This window comes from Rahnella sp. BCC 1045 (genome assembly GCF_019049615.1).
GTDB classification, from domain to species: domain Bacteria; phylum Pseudomonadota; class Gammaproteobacteria; order Enterobacterales; family Enterobacteriaceae; genus Rahnella; species Rahnella contaminans.
Map to the genome: position 1 here is coordinate 1 of NZ_JAFMOZ010000129.1, position 19,902 is coordinate 19,902.

The window sequence follows — 19,902 nt, forward strand, 5'->3', positions numbered from 1 at the left end:
CATTTAACTAATGCCCAGTGGCATTAAATGGTTATTCGTTTGAGCCGATGAATTTAATAGGTTATATTTCCATATCTTACTTTTATTCGTTAATTTAACTTATGTTTTTTCTCCAGATGATTAACGATTGTCAGGGTTTTGTCAGCAGCAGGCCGGTATGTAGGTATGTGGAAGGGTTTCACTGGACGGACTATATTAATTAAGACGCTCTAATCATTCCTGCTTTGTGCGGAATTACTGTGCGTGCTTTAAAAGGTTCGATGCTCACAAAGTGGAAAACTTTCGTGCACAAATATTTCTCAATTTCACTTATCAAATGAGTGAGTATCTGCCATATCTGGTATTCTGCTTTTTGCGGGTACTTTGACGCACCATCAGGGTAGCTTGTTATTAGATTCTATAAAGTGAAGAAAAACTATGACAATAGCAAATCGTCCAATCCTCAATCTCGACCTTGACCTGTTGAGGACATTTGTCGCTGTTGCCGATTTAAATACGTTCGCTGCGGCAGCTGCTGCGGTGTGTCGTACTCAGTCGGCGGTCAGCCAACAGATGCAACGTCTAGAACAACTCGTTGGAAAAGAACTGTTTGCCAGACATGGACGCAATAAATTATTAACTGAACATGGTATTCAGTTATTGGGGTACGCACGGAAAATTCTTCGTTTTAACGACGAAGCGTGCACCTCTTTGATGTACAGCAACGTCCAGGGCGGGATAACGATTGGTGCGTCAGACGATACGGCTGACACCATCTTACCTTTCCTGCTCAGCCGCGTGACTTCGGTATATCCAAAGTTGTCTATTGATGTTCGCGTGAAACGCAGCCCGTTTATGTTGTCGATGCTGGAAAGTGAGGAAGTCGATTTGGCCATCACGACGATGACCAACACCGATCATCCGCATATCGTCCTGCGGACTTCGCCAACATTATGGTATTGCTCGGCTGATTTTGCCTATCCGTCAGGAGACAGTGTGCCGCTGGTGGTGCTGGATGAACCCAGCCCGTATCGCATGATGGCGATAGAGCATCTCAACCAGGCGGGGATCCCGTGGCGCATTGCGTATGTGGCATCAACATTGTCTGCCATTCGTGCTGCGGTTCGTGCCGGTTTGGGCGTGACTGCGCGGCCGATTGAAATGATGAGCCCGGAACTGCGTGTTTTGGGTGAGCAGGATGGTCTGCCACGCTTGCCGGACACTCAGTACGTGTTGTACAAAAATGCCCGTTGCGAAAATGAACTGGCGATGGCGATTTTCAACGCTGTTGAGCAAGGGAATGATCCTTATTCTCTCAGTGCCTATGGTCCGCGTCCGGTTGTGGATGACGATCATGAGTTCCTGGCAGACTCTCAAAGTTAAAAATAAACCCGGCTTTACCTTCCGCCTCCGATCAGCGGGGCGGGGGTAAAGGTTCCTACCTCTTTAGAGGTGCAAAAGTTGTATTTTTAGCGGTTTAATTTAATAACTCCACTCAAACCTGACTTTTTCTGCATTAACCCCGTTTCTTTCCCGCTACGACTGTCATTCCCGTTGACTATCACTTCACTAAACGACGCAAAATCCTGAACTTTTTTAGGTTAAAAGAATGCATCAAATTTCTCCGTAATTCGCTTGTCATTTTTTGAAAATCAATAAAACTTGTTAAATGTGTGGCCATTTCTGTCTCAAAATTGACAGAACTCTGACATGGATCAAAAAAATACCCCTATTAAGAGAGTGGAAGAGCCGACTATTCCTGCGACAATAGGAAAGCCCGAAAGATGTAATAACTCCCATCCCAGGCCCATGCTTTATCACGGTATTTAACTGACACGATTTAGCTTAAGTTCCGTCGCATGATATGTTAATTAAATGATAAGCATGTAAACTAATGTGGAGATACTTTTGTCAAAGTTGACAAAAGGTTATAGAAAAGGGTAAAAAGCCCACAACAAATCACTGGCTTAATGCCTTGTTGAGCCGTGAACTGTGTGGTTATTAATCCTTCCCTTGAATCGATGTGGTACGCAAACTGCCGGCCCTAAGAGCAGATGCCAAAGTGCCACTTTTGATGAGTAAGCAATGAGTATGTCAACAGCCACTGAAGTCATCGCTCAACATTGGGCGTTCGCCGTTTTTCTTATCGTTGCCGTTGGGCTGTGCTGCCTGATGTTACTGGGCGCCGCGTTCCTTGGCGGGAGAGCCAGAGCACGCTACAAAAACACGCCTTTTGAATCAGGTATCGCCTCGGTGGGCACTGCCCGTCTGCGCCTTTCCGCAAAGTTCTATCTGGTTGCAATGTTTTTCGTCATTTTCGACGTTGAAGCCCTGTATCTCTATGCATGGTCAACGTCAATCCGCGAAAGCGGCTGGACGGGATTCGTTGAAGCCACCATTTTCATTTTGGTACTGCTGGCCGGTTTGTTCTATCTGGTGCGAATTGGCGCACTCGACTGGACCCCAACACGTTCGAAAGGACCTGTTAAACCGAGCCCGGCAATTAATACCAACAATCACCCTCAGTAAGCAGTCATAGCGAGGCATTAAGATGGACTATACGCTCACCCGCATAGACCCGGACGGTGAGAACGACCGTTACCCCCTGCAAAACCAGGAGGTCGTCGGCGATCCTCTTCAGGAGCAGGTTAAGCGCAGCGTTTTCATGGGGAATCTCCAGGAATCATTGCACGGCATGGTGAACTGGGGACGCAAAAACTCCCTCTGGCCCTACAACTTCGGCCTTTCCTGCTGCTACGTCGAAATGGTGACGTCATTCACTGCGGTGCATGACGTTGCGCGTTTTGGGGCAGAAGTTCTGCGTGCATCACCCCGTCAGGCTGACTTCATGGTGGTTGCAGGTACCTGCTTCACCAAAATGGCCCCGGTTATTCAGCGCCTGTACGACCAGATGCTGGAACCAAAATGGGTGATTTCGATGGGCGCCTGTGCGAATTCCGGCGGCATGTACGATATTTACTCTGTTGTGCAGGGTGTGGATAAATTCCTGCCTGTCGACGTGTATATCCCGGGTTGCCCGCCGCGTCCGGAAGCGTATATGCAGGCATTACTGCTGCTGCAGGAGTCTATCGGTAAAGAACGTCGCCCATTGTCATGGGTTGTCGGCGATCAGGGTGTTTACCGCGCGAATATGCAGTCTGAAAAAGAGCGTAAACGTGCTGAGCGTATTGCCGTGACAAATCTGCGTTCGCCGGACGAGATTTAACACTGCGGTCTGAGAGTCAACCCTGAGGGGTGAGGTGTCCCCCTTACGGCATAAATGACCATTTAGTGTGGTGAAAAAAATATGACAGATTTGACGACGCAAGATTCCGCCCTGCCAGCATGGCATACCCGTGATCATCTCGATGATCCGGTTATTGGCGAATTGCGTAACCGTTTTGGGCCAGAGGCCTTTACTGTTCAGGCAACCCGTACCGGAATTCCCGTGGTATGGTTCAAGCGCGAACAGGTACTGGAAGCGATTACCTTTTTACGAAAACAGCCAAAACCTTATGTCATGCTTTTCGATTTGCATGGCTTTGATGAGCGTTTACGTACTCACCGCGACGGTTTACCGGCTGCGGATTTTTCCGTTTTCTACCACCTGATCTCGGTCGAGCGTAACCGCGACATCATGATCAAGGTGGCGTTGTCAGAAAACGATCTCCATGTTCCGACCGTTACCAAGGTTTTCCCGAACGCCAACTGGTACGAGCGCGAAACCTGGGAAATGTTCGGTATTACCTTTGATGGTCACCCGCACCTGACGCGCATCATGATGCCGCAGACCTGGGAAGGTCACCCGCTGCGTAAAGATTATCCGGCGCGCGCCACCGAGTTCGACCCTTATGAGCTGACTAAGCAAAAAGAAGAACTTGAGATGGAATCGCTGACCTTCAAGCCGGAGGACTGGGGCATGAAGCGCGGTACCGACAACGAGGACTTCATGTTCCTCAACCTCGGGCCAAACCATCCGTCCGCGCACGGTGCGTTCCGTATCGTATTGCAGCTTGATGGCGAAGAAATTGTCGACTGCGTTCCGGACGTCGGTTACCACCACCGTGGTGCTGAAAAAATGGGCGAACGTCAGTCCTGGCATAGCTACATCCCGTATACCGACCGTATCGAATATCTTGGCGGTTGTGTTAACGAAATGCCTTACGTGCTGGCCGTTGAAAAACTGGCTGGTATCGTAACGCCGGATCGCGTTAACACCATCCGCGTGATGCTGTCTGAACTGTTCCGTATCAACAGCCATCTGCTGTACATCTCTACGTTTATTCAGGACGTGGGCGCGATGACGCCGGTGTTCTTTGCCTTTACCGATCGTCAGAAAATCTACGATCTGGTGGAAGCGATCACCGGTTTCCGTATGCACCCGGCCTGGTTCCGTATTGGTGGCGTTGCACATGACCTGCCGAAAGGCTGGGATCGCCTGCTGCGTGAGTTCCTTGACTGGATGCCAGCACGTCTGGATTCCTACGTCAAAGCGGCGCTGAAAAACACCATTCTGATTGGCCGTTCCAAAGGCGTGGCTGCGTATAACGCAGATGACGCTCTGGCCTGGGGCACCACCGGTGCTGGCCTGCGCGCAACGGGTATCCCGTTCGACGTGCGTAAATGGCGTCCCTATTCTGGCTATGAAAACTTTGACTTTGAAGTTCCGACAGGTGATGGCGTCAGTGACTGCTATTCCCGCGTCATGCTCAAAGTAGAAGAACTGCGTCAGAGTCTGCGCATTCTGGAACAGTGCTACAAAAACATGCCGGAAGGCCCGTTCAAGGCGGATCACCCGCTGACCACGCCGCCACCGAAAGAGCGCACACTGCAACACATCGAAACCCTGATCACCCACTTCCTGCAAGTGTCGTGGGGGCCGGTCATGCCTGCGCAAGAATCTTTCCAGATGGTTGAAGCAACCAAAGGGATCAACAGCTACTACCTGACCAGTGACGGCAGCACCATGAGCTACCGCACCCGTGTCCGTACGCCAAGCTTCCCGCATTTGCAGCAGATCCCGTCCGTAATCCGTGGCAGCCTGGTATCCGACCTGATCGTGTATCTGGGCAGTATCGATTTTGTAATGTCAGATGTGGACCGCTAACGATGACAGATATCAATAAAGACTCAGAAGTTCAGTACATCAACGTCAGCGAGCCCGTCGCGCCGCCGGTGTTTGTGCTGAGCGACGCTGAACGTGAAGCGATTGAGCACGAAAAACATCACTACGAAGATGCCCGCGCGGCCTCTATCGAAGCGCTGAAGATCGTGCAAAAGGCGCGTGGCTGGGTGCCTGATGGCGCTATCTACGCGATCTCCGATGTTCTGGGCATTCCTGCCAGCGACGTCGAAGGTGTGGCGACATTCTACAGCCAGATCTTCCGTCAGCCGGTGGGGCGCCATGTGATCCGTTACTGTGACAGCGTGGTGTGCCACATCACCGGTTATCAGGGGATCCAGGCTGCTCTGGAACAACAGTTGCACATCAAGCCGGGCGAAACGACCGAAGACGGACGCTTTACCCTGCTGCCGACCTGCTGCCTCGGTAACTGTGACAAAGGCCCGTCAATGATGATTGACGAGGACACGCACAGCCACCTGACGCCGGAAGCGATCGGCTCGCTACTGGAGCGCTACGCATGACCTACATTCCAAGACATATCGAACGCACACCGGAGATGCATCCGCTGACCTGGCGTATGCGTGAGGATAAACAGCCTGTCTGGTTCGACGAATACCGCAGCAAAAACGGTTACGTCGGTGCAGAAAAAGCCCTCAAAGGCATGGCTCAGGAAGAAATCGTCAATCTGGTTAAAGACGCGGGCCTGAAAGGGCGCGGCGGCGCAGGTTTCTCCACCGGTCTGAAGTGGAGTCTGATGCCGAAAGACGAAAGCATGAACATCCGCTATCTGCTGTGTAACGCCGATGAGATGGAGCCGGGTACGTATAAAGACCGCATGCTGATGGAGCAAATGCCGCACCTGCTGGTGGAAGGCATGTTGATCTCGGCATTCGCGCTGAAATCTTACCGTGGTTATATCTTCCTGCGCGGCGAATACATTGAAGCGGCTGTTAACTTACGTCGTGCGATTGCCGAAGCTACCGAAGCGGGCCTGCTGGGTAAAAACATCCTCGGCACCGGTTTTGATTTTGAACTGATTGTTCACACCGGCGCAGGGCGTTACATCTGCGGTGAAGAAACTGCGCTGATTAACTCGCTGGAAGGCCGTCGTGCTAACCCGCGTTCCAAGCCACCGTTCCCGGCATCTGCCGGTGCATGGGGTAAACCGACCTGCGTTAATAACGTCGAAACCCTGTGCAACGTGCCAGCGATTCTTGAGCACGGCGTGGACTGGTACAAAGGTATGTCTGCGGGCAAAAGTGAAGATGCCGGCACCAAACTGATGGGGTTCTCCGGCCGGGTTAAAAATCCGGGCGTCTGGGAGCTGCCGTTTGGGACTACCGCACGTGAAATTCTTGAAGACTATGCCGGTGGCATGCGCGATGGTCTGAAATTCAAAGCCTGGCAGCCGGGCGGGGCAGGGACTGACTTCCTGACCGCCGATCATCTGGACCTGCCGATGGACTTTGCCAGCATTGGTAAAGCCGGCAGCCGTCTGGGGACTGCGCTGGCGATGGCCGTGGATCACGAAATCGGCATGGTTCCGCTGGTACGCAACCTGGAAGAGTTCTTCGCCCGCGAATCTTGTGGCTGGTGTACACCGTGCCGCGATGGCCTGCCGTGGAGTGTGAAAATTCTTCGTGCGCTGGAACGGGGTGAAGGTCAGCCGGGGGATATCGAAACTCTCCTGCAACTTTGCCGCCAGCTTGGCCCGGGCAAAACCTTCTGCGCACACGCGCCGGGTGCCGTGGAGCCATTGCAGAGTGCGATTAAATATTTCCGGGAAGAATTTGAGGCGGGTATCGCCAAACAGCATTACAACAACGCACATGCGATTGCGGGCATTCAGCCAAACAATTTGCTGAAAGAGCGCTGGTAGTGAAGGCAACAGGCAGCGGACGTGAGCCCGCTGTGCGCGAATTTCCGGAACAAGGGACGCGCTGTCGAATGATATACGCCAACCCGGCAAGAATTTTTGATTAACGCCCGCTCAGGCGGGCCACGTGGAAGCATGCTGACTATGGCTACGATTCATGTAGACGGCAAAGAATACGACGTAGACGGAGCGGACAACCTGTTACAGGCTTGCCTCTCTCTCGGCCTCGATATTCCTTATTTTTGCTGGCATCCGGCGCTGGGAAGCGTCGGCGCTTGCCGCCAATGTGCGGTTAAGCAATACCAAAATGCGGAAGACACGCGCGGTCGTCTGGTGATGTCATGTATGACACCAGCGTCTGATGGCACCTTCATTTCCATCGACGACTCTGAAGCGAAAGAATTCCGTGAAAGCGTCGTGGAATGGCTGATGACCAACCACCCGCACGATTGTCCGGTGTGTGAGGAAGGCGGTAACTGTCACCTGCAGGATATGACAGTGATGACCGGCCACAGTATGCGCCGTTACCGCTTCACCAAGCGTACCCATAACAACCAGGATCTCGGTCCGTTCATCTCTCATGAAATGAACCGCTGTATCGCCTGTTATCGCTGTGTCCGTTACTACAAGGATTACGCGGACGGCACTGATCTGGGCGTTTATGGCGCACACGACAACGTCTATTTCGGCCGCCCGGAAGATGGCCCGCTGGAAAGCGAGTTCTCCGGTAACCTGGTAGAAGTGTGTCCGACCGGCGTATTCACCGATAAAACGCACTCCGAACGCTATAACCGTAAATGGGACATGCAGTTTGCACCAAGCATCTGCCAGCAATGTTCTGTTGGCTGCAATACCAGCCCGGGTGAGCGTTACGGCGAACTGCGTCGTATCGAAAACCGTTATAACGGTACCGTAAACCACTACTTCCTGTGTGACCGTGGTCGTTTCGGTTATGGCTACGTGAACCTGAAAGATCGTCCGAAGAAACCTTTGCAGCTGCGTGGTAACGACTGGATCGAACTTAACGCCGAACAGGCGATGCAGGGCGCGGCAGATATTATCCGTCAGGCGAAGAAAACCATCGGTATCGGTTCTCCGCGTGCCAGCCTGGAAAGCAACTTTGCGTTGCGTGAACTGGTCGGTGCTGAAAACTTTTATACCGGAATTAACGCGGCAGAGCAGGGGCGTCTGCAACTGATGCTGAACATTCTGCGCAACAGCGGCGTTCACACGCCAGCGCTGCGTGAAATCGAAGAATATGATGCCGTTCTGGTGCTGGGCGAAGATTTAACCCAGACCGGTGCGCGTATCGCATTGTCTGTGCGTCAGGCTGTTAAAGGTAAAGCCCGCGCGATGGCTGCGGCTCAGCGCGTTGCCGACTGGCAAATCGCCGCTGTTCAGAACATCGGTCAGCACGCCAAACACCCGCTGTTTATGACCAACGTAGACAACACCAAACTCGACGATATCGCGGCCTACAATTACCGTGCACCGGTGGATGAGCAGGCGCGTTTCGGCTTTGCTATCGCTCATGCACTGGATAATTCTGCGCCAGCGGTCACCGATCTGGCTGATGGCCTGAGCAAGAAAATCGACGTGATCGTGCAGGCGCTGACCGGTGCCCGCAAGCCATTGATCATCACCGGTTCTAACGCCGGCTCTGACGCCATTATCGAAGCAGCGGCCAATATCGCCAAAGCGCTGAAAATTGCGGGCAGTGATGTCGGCATTACGTTCGTGGCTTCTGCGGCTAACAGTATCGGTCTTTCGATGATTGGCGGTGGCACACTCGATGAAGCACTTGAGTTGCTGACCCGTGGCGAAGCAGACAGCGCGATTGTGATGGAAAATGACCTTTACCGTCAGGCGCCTGAGGCGAAAGTCGATGCAGCATTAGCTAATGTGCAGAACCTGCTGGTCGTTGACCATCAGCGTACCCGCATCATGGATAAAGCCAGCCTGATCCTGCCTGCGGCGAGTTTTGCCGAAAGCGACGGTACGCTGGTAAATCAGGAAGGTCGCGCACAGCGCTTCTTCCAGGTTTATGACCCGGCTTACTACGACACAACGGTTGCCATGCTCGAAAGCTGGCGCTGGATGCACTCGCTGCATTCCACTATCAACAGCCGTCATGTTGACTGGACTCAGCTTGATCACGTGATTGAAGCCTGTGTTGAAGCTCTGCCACAGCTGAAAGGCATGGTAGAAGCGGCGCCAAACGCCAGCTTCCGTATTCGTGGTCAGAAGCTGGCGCGTTCTCCGGCGCGTTCAAGTGGCCGTACCGCTATGCGCGCGAACATCAGCGTTCATGAACCGCGTCAGCCTCAAGATAAAGACACCATGTTTGCCTTCTCGATGGAAGGGAACAACAGCCCGACAGCCAACCGCAATCAGGTGCCATTCGCCTGGGCGCCGGGCTGGAACTCACCGCAAGCCTGGAACAAATTCCAGAGTGAAGTGGGCGGCAGTCTGCGCCACGGTGATCCGGGTGTGCGTCTGATTGAAGCCGGTGAGGGAACACTCGATTACTTCACCACGATTCCGGCGGCCTTTACTCCACAGAGCGATAACTGGCGTGTAGCGCCTTATTATCACCTGTTCGGCAGTGAAGAAATGACACAGCGCTCGAAAGTTATCCAGCAACGTATGCCACAAGCGTATGTGATGGTTAACCCGGCAGATGCTGCGCAGTTAGGGGTGAATGCAGGTTCTCGGGTGGAATTCACCTGTGCCGGTCAGACCCTCAGATTGCCCGTTCGTCTGAGTGAAACATTGAGTCAGGGCCAGGTTGGCCTGCCGCTGGGCTTGCCGGGCATTCCTCCGGTGCTGGTTGGCGCAACGGTTGAAAATCTGCGGGAGGCAGCACAATGAGCTGGTTTACACCTGTAGTCATCGATTCGTTGATCGCCATTCTGAAGGCGGTGGTGATCCTGCTGGTTGTTGTGACCTGCGGGGCCTTCATGAGCTTCGGCGAGCGCCGTTTGCTGGGCCTGTTCCAGAACCGATACGGACCAAACCGTGTCGGCTGGGGCGGTTCCCTGCAACTGGTCGCTGACATGATCAAAATGTTCTTCAAGGAAGACTGGGTACCTAAATTCACCGACAAAGCCATCTTTACGCTGGCACCGATGATTGCGTTTACATCCCTGTTGATCTCCTTTGCGATTGTTCCGGTCAGCCCGACCTGGTTCGCCGCAGACCTGAACATCGGTATTTTGTTCTTCCTGATGATGGCCGGTCTGACCGTCTATGCGGTGTTGTTTGCTGGCTGGTCCAGTAACAACAAATACTCGCTGCTGGGGGCGATGCGTGCATCCGCTCAGACGCTGAGCTACGAAGTGTTCCTCGGCTTATCGCTGATGGGCGTCGTGGCGCAGGCGGGTTCTTTCAATCTGCAAGACATCGTCAATTCTCAGGCACATGTGTGGAACATCATCCCGCAGTTCTTTGGCTTCGTGACCTTTGCGATTGCCGGTGTGGCTGTGTGTCACCGCCACCCGTTTGACCAGCCGGAAGCCGAGCAGGAACTGGCCGACGGTTACCACATTGAATATTCCGGTATGAAATTCGGTCTGTTCTTTGTCGGGGAATACATCGGTATCGTGACTGTCTCTGCGCTGATCGTCACCTTGTTCTTCGGTGGCTGGCAGGGGCCGTTCCTGCCGCCGTTTATCTGGTTTGCGCTGAAAACCGCTTTCTTCATGGTGATGTTCATTTTGATCCGTGCTGCTTTGCCGCGTCCCCGCTACGACCAGGTGATGTCATTTGGCTGGAAAGTTTGCCTGCCACTGACCTTGCTTAATCTGCTGGCGACCGCTGCGGTCATCTTGTACAACGCGCAATAAGGGGTAATGAAACCATGACATTGAAAGACATAGTGGTCGGGTTCGGTACCCAGGTTCGCAGCTTGTGGATGATAGGCATGCACGCCTTCGCCAAGCGCGAAACCCAGATGTACCCTGAAGTTCCGGTCAATCCGCCTCCGCGCTACCGTGGCCGTATCGTGCTGACGCGCGACCCGGACGGCGAAGAGCGCTGCGTTGCCTGTAACCTGTGTGCAGTAGCCTGTCCGGTAGGCTGTATTTCTCTGCAAAAAGCAGAAATGAAAGATGGCCGCTGGTATCCGGAGTTCTTCCGCATCAACTTCTCACGCTGCATTTTCTGCGGTTTGTGTGAAGAAGCCTGCCCGACAACAGCGATTCAGCTGACGCCGGACTTCGAGCTGGGCGAATTCAAACGCCAGGATCTGGTGTACGAAAAAGAAGATCTGTTGATTTCTGGGCCGGGTAAATATCCGGAATACAATTTCTACCGGATGGCCGGTATGGCGATTGACGGCAAGTCGAAAGGCGAAGCTGAAAACGAAGCCAAACCGATCAACGTCAAAGGTCTGTTGCCTTAAGGAGCCGCAAGCATGGAATTTGCATTTTATATTGCAGCCCTGGTGGCCGTGTTGGCGACATTGCGTGTTATCACGCACACCAACCCGGTGCATGCACTGCTGTATCTGATCGTCTCTTTACTGGCGATTGCTGCGGTCTTCTTCTCGCTCGGCGCGTACTTCGCCGGTGCACTGGAGATCATCGTTTACGCGGGCGCCATTATGGTGCTCTTCGTCTTCGTCGTGATGATGCTCAACCTCGGCAATGTCGAAGAACAGGAACGTGCCTGGCTCAAACCTGCCACCTGGATCGGGCCTTCAGTTTTGTCAGTCATCCTGCTGGTGGTGATGATCCTGTCTATTCTCGGTGTGCATGACCATGGCATCAAAGGCGACATGATTGACGCGAAAGCGGTGGGTATCGCGCTGTTCGGGCCTTACGTTCTGGCGGTTGAGCTGGCGTCAATGTTGCTGCTGGCCGGTCTGGTCGTGGCATTCCATGTTGGTCGTGAACACAAACCGGGTGAAGTCTTCGGTGACGCACCGGCCACGACCGAAATGGCTACAAAAAGAAAACCGGAGGAGAGAGCATGATCCCTCTACAACATGGTCTTATTCTGGCCGCGATCCTCTTTGTTTTGGGGCTTACCGGGCTGCTGGTTCGTCGTAATCTGTTGTTTATGCTAATCAGTCTTGAAGTGATGATTAACGCGGCAGCGCTGGCGTTTATTGTGGCGGGAAGCTACTGGGGTCAGGCAGACGGGCAGGTGATGTACATTCTGGCCATCAGCCTGGCTGCGGCGGAGGCCAGTATTGGTCTGGCGTTGCTGTTGCAACTGTATCGCCGTCGCCACACTCTCAATATTGATACTGTCAGTGAGATGCGCGGATGAACTTACTCTATTTAACTATTCTGTTCCCGCTGATTGGCTTCCTGTTACTGGCCTTTTCTCGCGGTCGCTGGTCTGAAAATACCTCCGCTACCATTGGCGTGGGTTCCATTGGTCTGGCAGCACTTACCACCGTTTATGTGGGCATCAACTTCTTCAGCCAGAAAGCGGCGGGCGTTGAAGTCTTCAACCAGCATCTGTGGAACTGGATGCAGGTGGGTGACTTCAATATTCCAGTCACACTGACGCTCGACGGTTTGTCTATGACCATGCTGTCTGTGGTAACCGGCGTCGGTTTCTTCATCCACATGTTCGCTTCCTGGTACATGCGCGGTGAAGAAGGCTACTCACGCTTCTTTGCGTACACCAACCTGTTTATCGCCAGCATGGTGGTTCTGGTACTGGCTGACAACTTGCTGCTGATGTACCTCGGCTGGGAAGGCGTGGGTCTGTGCAGCTACCTGCTGATCGGTTTCTACTACACCCATCCGGCCAACGGTGCCGCGGCGATGAAAGCCTTTATCGTGACCCGTGTGGGTGACGTGTTCCTGGCTTTCGCGTTGTTCATTCTTTACCGCGAACTGGGTACGCTGAACTTCCGCGAACTGATGATCCTGGCACCGCAAAAACTGGCAGTGGGCGACACGGCAATCACCTGGGCAACCCTGATGTTACTGGGTGGCGCCGTGGGTAAATCCGCGCAGCTTCCTTTGCAGACCTGGCTGGCAGATGCGATGGCTGGTCCGACGCCGGTTTCTGCGCTGATCCACGCCGCGACCATGGTAACCGCCGGTGTTTATCTGATTGCACGTACTCATGGCCTGTTCCTGATGGCGCCGGAGATCCTGCATCTGGTGGGCATTATTGGTGCGGTAACGCTGGTTCTGGCAGGTTTTGCTGCGCTGGTACAGACCGACATCAAACGCGTTCTTGCGTACTCGACCATGAGCCAGATTGGTTACATGTTCCTGGCGCTGGGCGTTCAGGCGTGGGATGCCGCTATCTTCCACCTGATGACGCACGCATTCTTCAAAGCACTGTTGTTCCTTTCTTCCGGTTCGGTCATTTTGGCCTGCCACCACGAACAGAACATTTTCAAAATGGGTGGATTACGTAAATCCATTCCTCTTGTCTATCTCTGCTTCCTGGTCGGTGGTGCGGCGCTGTCGGCCTTGCCAATCATCACTGCGGGCTTCTTCAGTAAAGATGAAATCCTCGCGGGTGCGCTGGCTAACGGACACCTGAATCTGATGGTTGCCGGTCTGGTCGGTGCGTTTATGACCTCGCTGTACACCTTCCGCATGATCTTCATCGTGTTCCATGGCGAAGAGAAAATCAAAGCGCATGCGGGTAAAGGCATCACTCACCACCTGCCGCTGCTGGTGTTACTGGTTCTGTCCACCTTCATTGGCGCGATGATTGTTCCGCCACTGAAAGGCGTACTGCCGGATACCACTGAGCTGGCGCATGGCAGTGTGCTGACGCTGGAAATCACATCAGGCGTGATTGCAATTGCTGGCATTCTGCTGGCGGCGGCCCTGTATCTGGGTAAACGCTCGCTGGTCAACAGCATTGCGAAAAGCGCACCGGGTCGTTTCTTCACGACCTGGTGGTTCCATGCCTGGGGCTTCGACTGGCTGTACGACATGATTTTCGTGAAACCTTATCTGCTGGTCGCGAAACTCCTGCAACGTGATCCGCTGAACTCGATGATGAATCTGCCTGCGCTGTTTGCCCGTCTGGGTAACCGTGGTCTGACTCTGAGCGAAAACGGTCAGGTACGTTGGTACGTCGCGTCAATGGGGCTCGGTGCGGTCGTCGTTCTGGCGCTGCTGCTGGTGATTTAAGCCTGCATTACGGGTGTAGTTATCAATGCCGGTCTGTTGGTGTAACTGACCGGCAAGTGAAATAGCCTTCGGGCATAAAAGAAGGGAACGACACGCCATGCTATTACCTTGGCTATTATTTATCCCCTTTATCGGCGGGCTGCTGTGCTGGCAGACTGAGCGCTTTGGGAGCAAAGTACCGCGCTGGATCGCGTTGATTGCGATGGGGCTGACGCTGGCTCTTTCCGTGCAATTGTGGTTGCAGGGAGGATATTCATTAACGACGCCTGCGGGTATTCCACAGTGGCAATCCGAATTTTCGGTGCCGTGGATCCCTCGTTTTGGCATCAGCTTCCATCTGGCGCTGGACGGTTTGTCCCTGCTGATGGTGGTTCTGACCGGTCTGCTGGGTGTCCTGGCGATCCTCTGTTCGTGGCGTGAAATCCAGAAGTATCAGGGCTTCTTCCACCTGAACTTACTGTGGATCCTCGGCGGCGTAATCGGCGTGTTCCTCGCCATCGACATGTTCCTGTTCTTCTTCTTCTGGGAAATGATGCTGGTGCCGATGTACTTCCTGATTGCCTTGTGGGGACACAAAGCGTCAGACGGTAAAACGCGTATCAGCGCAGCAACCAAATTCTTCATCTATACGCAGTCCAGCGGTCTGGTGATGTTGATTGCCATACTCGGTCTGGTGTTTGTGCATTACAACGCCACCGGTGTATGGACGTTCAATTACGCTGACCTGCTGAAAACGCCAATGTCGCACGGTGTTGAATACCTGCTGATGCTCGGTTTCTTCATCGCGTTCGCGGTGAAAATGCCGGTTGTGCCATTGCACGGCTGGTTGCCCGATGCACACAGTCAGGCACCGACCGCCGGTTCCGTCGACTTAGCCGGTATTTTGCTGAAAACCGCAGCCTACGGGATGTTGCGTTTCTGTCTGCCGCTGTTCCCGGAAGCGTCACACCAGTTTGCCCCGATTGCCATGTGGCTGGGTGTGATTGGTATCTTCTACGGCGCGTGGATGGCGTTCTGTCAGACCGACATTAAACGTCTGATTGCATACACCTCAGTTTCGCATATGGGCTTCGTACTGATTGCTATCTACACCGGCAGCCAGCTGGCATACCAGGGCGCAGTGATTCAGATGATTGCACACGGCCTGTCCGCAGCCGGTATGTTCATCATCTGTGGTCAGCTTTACGAACGTCTGCATACCCGTGATATGCGCCAGATGGGCGGATTGTGGGGCCGGATTAAATACCTGCCAGCGTTGTCGCTGTTCTTCGCCGTCGCCACCTTGGGGATGCCGGGTACCGGTAACTTCGTCGGTGAATTCCAGATCCTGTTCGGCAGCTACCCGGTTGTGCCGGTGATCACTGTCATCTCAACATTTGGTCTGGTGTTCGCTTCGGTTTACTCACTGGTGATGATGCAGCGCGCTTACTATGGCAAAGCAAAATCTGACGAACCGCTGCCGGGCATGACCTCACGCGAACTGTCGATCATCTTGTTGCTGGTAGTATTGCTGGTGGCGCTGGGCTTCTACCCGCAGCCAATTCTGGATACTTCAAGCGCCGCGATGAGCAACATTCAGCACTGGTTCGGGTCTTCAGTTTCCACTATTTCAACGACAAGGCCGTAATTCGCCATGACATTTACACTTCAAAATCTGATCGCACTATTACCGCTGATGATCGTCGGATTGACGGTGGTGGTGGTGATGCTGTCCATTGCGTGGCGACGCGACCATTTTCTTAATGCCACTCTGACAGTCATCGGGCTGAACGTTGCCTTACTTTCCCTTTACTACGTCGGGCAGGTCGGGCCGCAGGACGTCACACCGTTGCTGCGCGTTGACGGCTACTCGATGTTCTACATCGGGCTGGTGCTGCTGGCGAGTCTGGCCACCAGTACGTTTGCTTACCCGTGGCTGGCCGGTTATCCGGACAACCGTGAAGAGTTCTACCTGTTAGTTCTCATCGCGGCCATGGGCGGCATTCTGCTGGCATGTTCAAACCATCTGGCGTCAATGTTCCTCGGGATCGAACTGATTTCCCTGCCATTGTTCGGCCTGATTGGTTACGCCTACCGCCAGAAACGTTCGCTGGAAGCCGCTATCAAATACATGCTGCTGTCGGCTGCTGCGTCTTCTTTCCTGCTGTTCGGTATGGCACTGCTGTACGCACAGTCCGGTGATTTGTCCTTCGCATCTCTGGGCAAAAATCTGGGTGACGGCGTGATGCTGCATCAGCCGCTGCTGATGGCCGGTCTGGGCATGATGATTGTCGGTCTGGGGTTCAAACTGTCGCTGGTTCCGTTCCACCTGTGGACGCCAGACGTTTATCAGGGCGCACCTGCACCGGTTTCGACTTTCCTGGCAACCGCCAGCAAAATCGCAATCTTCGCGGTAGTGATGCGTTTGTTCCTCTACGCGCCGGTGGCTGACAGCGAATCGATCCGGATTGTGCTGAGCATTATTGCGTTCTGCTCAATTCTGGTCGGTAACCTGATGGCAATCAGCCAGAGCAATATCAAACGTCTGCTCGGTTACTCTTCCATCGCTCACCTTGGTTATCTGCTGGTGGCGCTGATTGCGGTACAAACGCATCAGTTGTCGATGGAAACTGTCGGCGTTTACCTGGCCGGTTATCTGTTCAGCAGCCTCGGTGCTTTCGGTGTGGTCAGCCTGATGTCCAGCCCGTACAAAGGTCCGGACGCGGAATCGCTGTTCTCCTACCGTGGTCTGTTCTGGCATAAGCCAATTCTGTCTGCGGTAATGACCGTGATGATGCTGTCACTCGCCGGCATTCCGATGACGCTGGGCTTTATCGGTAAGTTCTACGTGATTGCGACCGGTGTGACCGCGCATCTGTGGTGGCTGACCGGTGCTGTGGTTGTCGGTTCTGCGATTGGTCTTTACTACTATCTGCGCGTAACGGTGAGCCTGTATCTGAGCGCGCCTGAAACGCTGGTTCGTGATACGCCTAATAACTGGGCGCTCACGGCAGGCGGGGTGGTTGTACTGATTTCCGCGATTCTCGTGCTGCTGCTGGGTATCTTCCCGCAACCGCTGATCTCGCTGGTGCAGATGGCGCAACCGCTGCTCTGATAAAGCCTGTACACGCAGTCCTGAAAGCTGACATAGCCGCTCTCATGAGCGGCTTTTTTAATCGTATCGATGCATTTTTGTGATATCAATCACATTTATATGTACGTTCATTCAAATATTACATTTGTTTTGTGATCTTGCCCATTCCATTATTCCCGCCAATGCGTACACTGCGCGCTTGTTCAGATTCGTATGGATTTACACCATGAATGTTTTAGTGATGATTGCCATAACCACCGGCATCCTCTCCGGTGTCTGGGGTTGGGTGGCCATCAGCCTTGGGCTGATAAGCTGGGCGGGATTCCTCGGATGCACGGCATATTTCGCCTGTCCGCAGGGTGGACTACGCGGATTACTGATCAGTACGCTGACCTGCATGAGCGGTGTCTTTTGGGCGGTCGTCATTATCGCGGGCAGCGCCATGCGCCCCGAATGGAGCATTCTCGGTTACATGCTGACCGGCGTCGTCGCTTTCCTGATGTGCATTCAGGCCCGGCAACAGTGGCTGGCTTTTGTGCCGGGAACATTTATCGGTGCCTGTGCGACTTTTGCCGCGCAGGGCGACTGGCGTCAGGTGGTGGTGTCATTGCTGGTCGGACTGGTATTCGGTTACGCGATGAAAAACAGCGGATTATGGCTGGCGAAACAGCGTGAAAAACCGCGTGCGCAGCTGGAAAAATCCGTCGTTTTTGTGAAAACCAAAGGGTCAGAAGGTTCTTAAAACTCCCGAATTTACGGCAGTTTATGGGATCCGGCGGGCATTTACTCCCGTTCTGCGCTAGGGTTATAGGCAGTGTGAACTTTCACATCATAAGGAGATAAATATGGCTGACCAATTTGAGACACAGCAGAACTCGTTAGATGACGATTTGCGTATGCTGACTGAAACTCTGGAAGAAGTGCTGAAATCTTCCGGTGATAAAGCCGATGAGAAGTATGTCCAAATCAAAGCGCGTGCAGAAAATGCACTGAAAGATATCAAATCGCGCATTGATCCGCAGGCTCGCTCTTACTGCAAAAAAGCCCGCAAAGTTGCAGAACAAACTGACAGCTATGTGCGCGAAAACCCATGGCACGGCGTTGGTGTAGGCGCGGCTGTCGGTCTGGTGGTTGGCCTCCTTCTGCGTCGCTAATCCCGCTGAGCAGGAGCGGTTTTCGCTGCTCCTGCTACCTCACGTTTGATTACTCCTTTCTCTCCTCCTATACTCCTTCTTAGCTAACGTCACTCACTTCAGCTTGATCTGTCGCATATTTTCATTTTTCGTATCGCCGCATAATTCATCCGTAATTGATCCAACCCGTTTTTTGATCCAGAAGGGTATTTCTGCCCGTCACAAAACATCCGGTATGGCCCGAGGTAGCGGTGAAACAAATATCAGCAATCATTGAACAGCTTGATACAGCCCTGGCAGGCGAATGGCCTGATACCGCGGGTATCCGACAGTTCAGTTATTCTCTGCAAAAACAGCCTGACACCGGCCTGCTTGAATGGTTATCCGCACAACCTTGCTATCCAAAATTCTACTGGCAGCAGCGCGATGGCGATGAAGAAGCCGCCGTGTGTGGCGATGCCTATGCGTTTGGCAACCTGTCGCAGGCGCAGGATTTTATCCGAGAGTACCAGGACATTTCCGATCTGCATATCTGGGGCCTGAACGCCTTTAATGCGGACAACGATGACGCCGCATTTGCGGCCAACGCTCTCTTCCTGCCACGCATTGAGCTCTGCCGCAAAGGCACCACTTACTGGCTGCGCTGTACCGTTTTCAGCACCCTTTCGTTATGGAATGAAGCGCGCCGGACCCGGTTGTTCCTGCGTTCGCTGGTCGCCAGCCGGGATTTGCCGCCGATCACTTCCCGCGTCATCCAGCACCAGCATTTGCCCGCTCAGCCGCAGTGGAACGAACTGATTTCACAGGCGCTGACCTGTATCGAACAGCAGCAATTCGACAAAGTCGTTCTCGCCCGTAAAACTACCCTAACGCTCAGCCAGCCGCTGAACGCCTGCGCTTTCCTCGCCGCCAGCCGCGAAGTCAATCATCGCTGTTATCACTTTATGCTGGCGTTCACGCCGCAACAGGCTTTTCTGGGATCCAGCCCGGAACGTCTGTTCCTGCGCGACCATACTGAGTTATTCACCGAAGCGCTGGCGGGCACTGTCGCTAATCATCCTGATGATGGTGAAGCACAAATGCTGGGTGAATGGCTGCTGAATGACGGCAAAAACCAGCGTGAAAACTTGCTGGTGGTTGATGATATTTGCCAGCGTTTGCAGGGCGGGGCGCATTCTCTGGACGTGATGCCCGCTGAGATTCTGCGGTTACGCAAAGTGCAGCATCTGCGCCGCAGCATCCACGGCGAGCTCGCCGAGGCCGATGACGCCGGATGCCTGCAACGTCTGCAACCGACGGCGGCGGTGGCCGGATTACCGCGTCAGGCCGCGCGTGAATTTATCGCCCGTTATGAGCCATTTGACCGCCAGTGGTACGCCGGTTCTGCCGGGTATCTCAGTACCGAACAAAGTGAATTTACCGTGGCATTGCGCTCTGCGGCGGTAAAAGGACAACAGCTGGAACTTTACGCCGGGGCGGGGATTGTCGCCGGTTCTGACGCTGCACAGGAATGGCAGGAAATCGAAAACAAAGCCGCCGGTTTGCGTACTTTGCTGGAAGAGCACTACACGCCTGCCGTTCAGGCCGGATAATCCTTT

General features: G+C 53.7%; 17 protein-coding genes. All 17 read left to right on the forward strand.

The window, feature by feature from the left end:
* Window positions 1-417 precede the first annotated feature (417 nt).
* The 17 genes from lrhA to menF all read left to right on the forward strand — a co-directional run bounded on the left by lrhA (window position 418) and on the right by menF (window position 19,896).
* Window positions 418-1,362, forward strand: a complete 945-nt coding sequence (gene lrhA, locus J1782_RS14105) for a transcriptional regulator LrhA (RefSeq protein ID WP_152324369.1) — start codon at window positions 418-420, stop codon at window positions 1,360-1,362.
* A 702-nt stretch (window positions 1,363-2,064) separates the two neighbouring features.
* Window positions 2,065-2,508, forward strand: a complete 444-nt coding sequence (locus J1782_RS14110; protein WP_104921271.1) for an NADH-quinone oxidoreductase subunit A — start codon at window positions 2,065-2,067, stop codon at window positions 2,506-2,508.
* A 22-nt stretch (window positions 2,509-2,530) separates the two neighbouring features.
* Window positions 2,531-3,205 (forward strand): NADH-quinone oxidoreductase subunit B family protein, encoded by a 675-nt coding sequence (locus J1782_RS14115; RefSeq protein ID WP_101076105.1) that lies wholly within the window; start codon window positions 2,531-2,533, stop codon window positions 3,203-3,205.
* Between the two features lie 81 nt (window positions 3,206-3,286).
* Window positions 3,287-5,086: an NADH-quinone oxidoreductase subunit C/D gene (nuoC, locus tag J1782_RS14120; protein WP_152324368.1), complete on the forward strand. Its 1,800-nt coding sequence runs from the start codon at window positions 3,287-3,289 to the stop codon at window positions 5,084-5,086.
* A 2-nt stretch (window positions 5,087-5,088) separates the two neighbouring features.
* Window positions 5,089-5,625, forward strand: coding sequence for an NADH-quinone oxidoreductase subunit NuoE (gene nuoE, locus J1782_RS14125; RefSeq protein WP_226790007.1), 537 nt, complete (start codon window positions 5,089-5,091; stop codon window positions 5,623-5,625).
* Window positions 5,622-6,983 (forward strand): NADH-quinone oxidoreductase subunit NuoF, encoded by a 1,362-nt coding sequence (gene nuoF, locus J1782_RS14130; protein ID WP_152324367.1) that lies wholly within the window; start codon window positions 5,622-5,624, stop codon window positions 6,981-6,983. The genes nuoE and nuoF overlap by 4 nt, the downstream gene beginning before the upstream one ends.
* 141 nt (window positions 6,984-7,124) lie before the next feature.
* Window positions 7,125-9,851, forward strand: coding sequence for an NADH-quinone oxidoreductase subunit NuoG (nuoG, locus tag J1782_RS14135; protein WP_217153357.1), 2,727 nt, complete (start codon window positions 7,125-7,127; stop codon window positions 9,849-9,851).
* On the forward strand, window positions 9,848-10,825 hold the full coding sequence (gene nuoH / locus J1782_RS14140; RefSeq protein WP_013574595.1) for an NADH-quinone oxidoreductase subunit NuoH: 978 nt from the start codon (window positions 9,848-9,850) through the stop codon (window positions 10,823-10,825). Before nuoG ends, nuoH begins: the two co-directional genes overlap by 4 nt.
* Before the next feature lie 14 nt (window positions 10,826-10,839).
* Window positions 10,840-11,382: an NADH-quinone oxidoreductase subunit NuoI gene (gene nuoI, locus J1782_RS14145; protein WP_112289933.1), complete on the forward strand. Its 543-nt coding sequence runs from the start codon at window positions 10,840-10,842 to the stop codon at window positions 11,380-11,382.
* Between the two features lie 12 nt (window positions 11,383-11,394).
* A complete protein-coding gene (nuoJ, locus tag J1782_RS14150) occupies window positions 11,395-11,955 on the forward strand; it encodes an NADH-quinone oxidoreductase subunit J (RefSeq protein WP_165058292.1) in 561 nt (186 codons plus the stop codon).
* Window positions 11,952-12,254 carry an NADH-quinone oxidoreductase subunit NuoK gene (gene nuoK, locus J1782_RS14155; RefSeq protein WP_004936014.1) on the forward strand — a complete coding sequence of 101 codons (303 nt, stop codon included), beginning with the start codon at window positions 11,952-11,954 and terminating at the stop codon, window positions 12,252-12,254. The genes nuoJ and nuoK overlap by 4 nt, the downstream gene beginning before the upstream one ends.
* Entirely contained in the window at window positions 12,251-14,098 is a 1,848-nt protein-coding gene (gene nuoL / locus J1782_RS14160) for an NADH-quinone oxidoreductase subunit L (RefSeq protein ID WP_208950899.1), read from the forward strand. Before nuoK ends, nuoL begins: the two co-directional genes overlap by 4 nt.
* A 97-nt stretch (window positions 14,099-14,195) precedes the next feature.
* Window positions 14,196-15,725: an NADH-quinone oxidoreductase subunit M gene (gene nuoM / locus J1782_RS14165; protein WP_217153358.1), complete on the forward strand. Its 1,530-nt coding sequence runs from the start codon at window positions 14,196-14,198 to the stop codon at window positions 15,723-15,725.
* A 6-nt stretch (window positions 15,726-15,731) separates the two neighbouring features.
* Window positions 15,732-17,192: an NADH-quinone oxidoreductase subunit NuoN gene (gene nuoN, locus J1782_RS14170; protein WP_015696468.1), complete on the forward strand. Its 1,461-nt coding sequence runs from the start codon at window positions 15,732-15,734 to the stop codon at window positions 17,190-17,192.
* Between the two features lie 205 nt (window positions 17,193-17,397).
* Window positions 17,398-17,913, forward strand: a complete 516-nt coding sequence (locus J1782_RS14175) for a DUF1097 domain-containing protein (protein WP_217153359.1) — start codon at window positions 17,398-17,400, stop codon at window positions 17,911-17,913.
* 103 nt (window positions 17,914-18,016) lie between these two features.
* Entirely contained in the window at window positions 18,017-18,325 is a 309-nt protein-coding gene (locus J1782_RS14180; RefSeq protein ID WP_152324361.1) for a DUF883 family protein, read from the forward strand.
* 230 nt (window positions 18,326-18,555) lie between these two features.
* The gene (gene menF, locus J1782_RS14185) at window positions 18,556-19,896 is read left to right on the forward strand and encodes an isochorismate synthase MenF (RefSeq protein ID WP_165058284.1); all 1,341 of its coding nucleotides are present in this window, start codon (window positions 18,556-18,558) and stop codon (window positions 19,894-19,896) included.
* The last annotated feature ends 6 nt before the right edge of the window (window positions 19,897-19,902 follow it).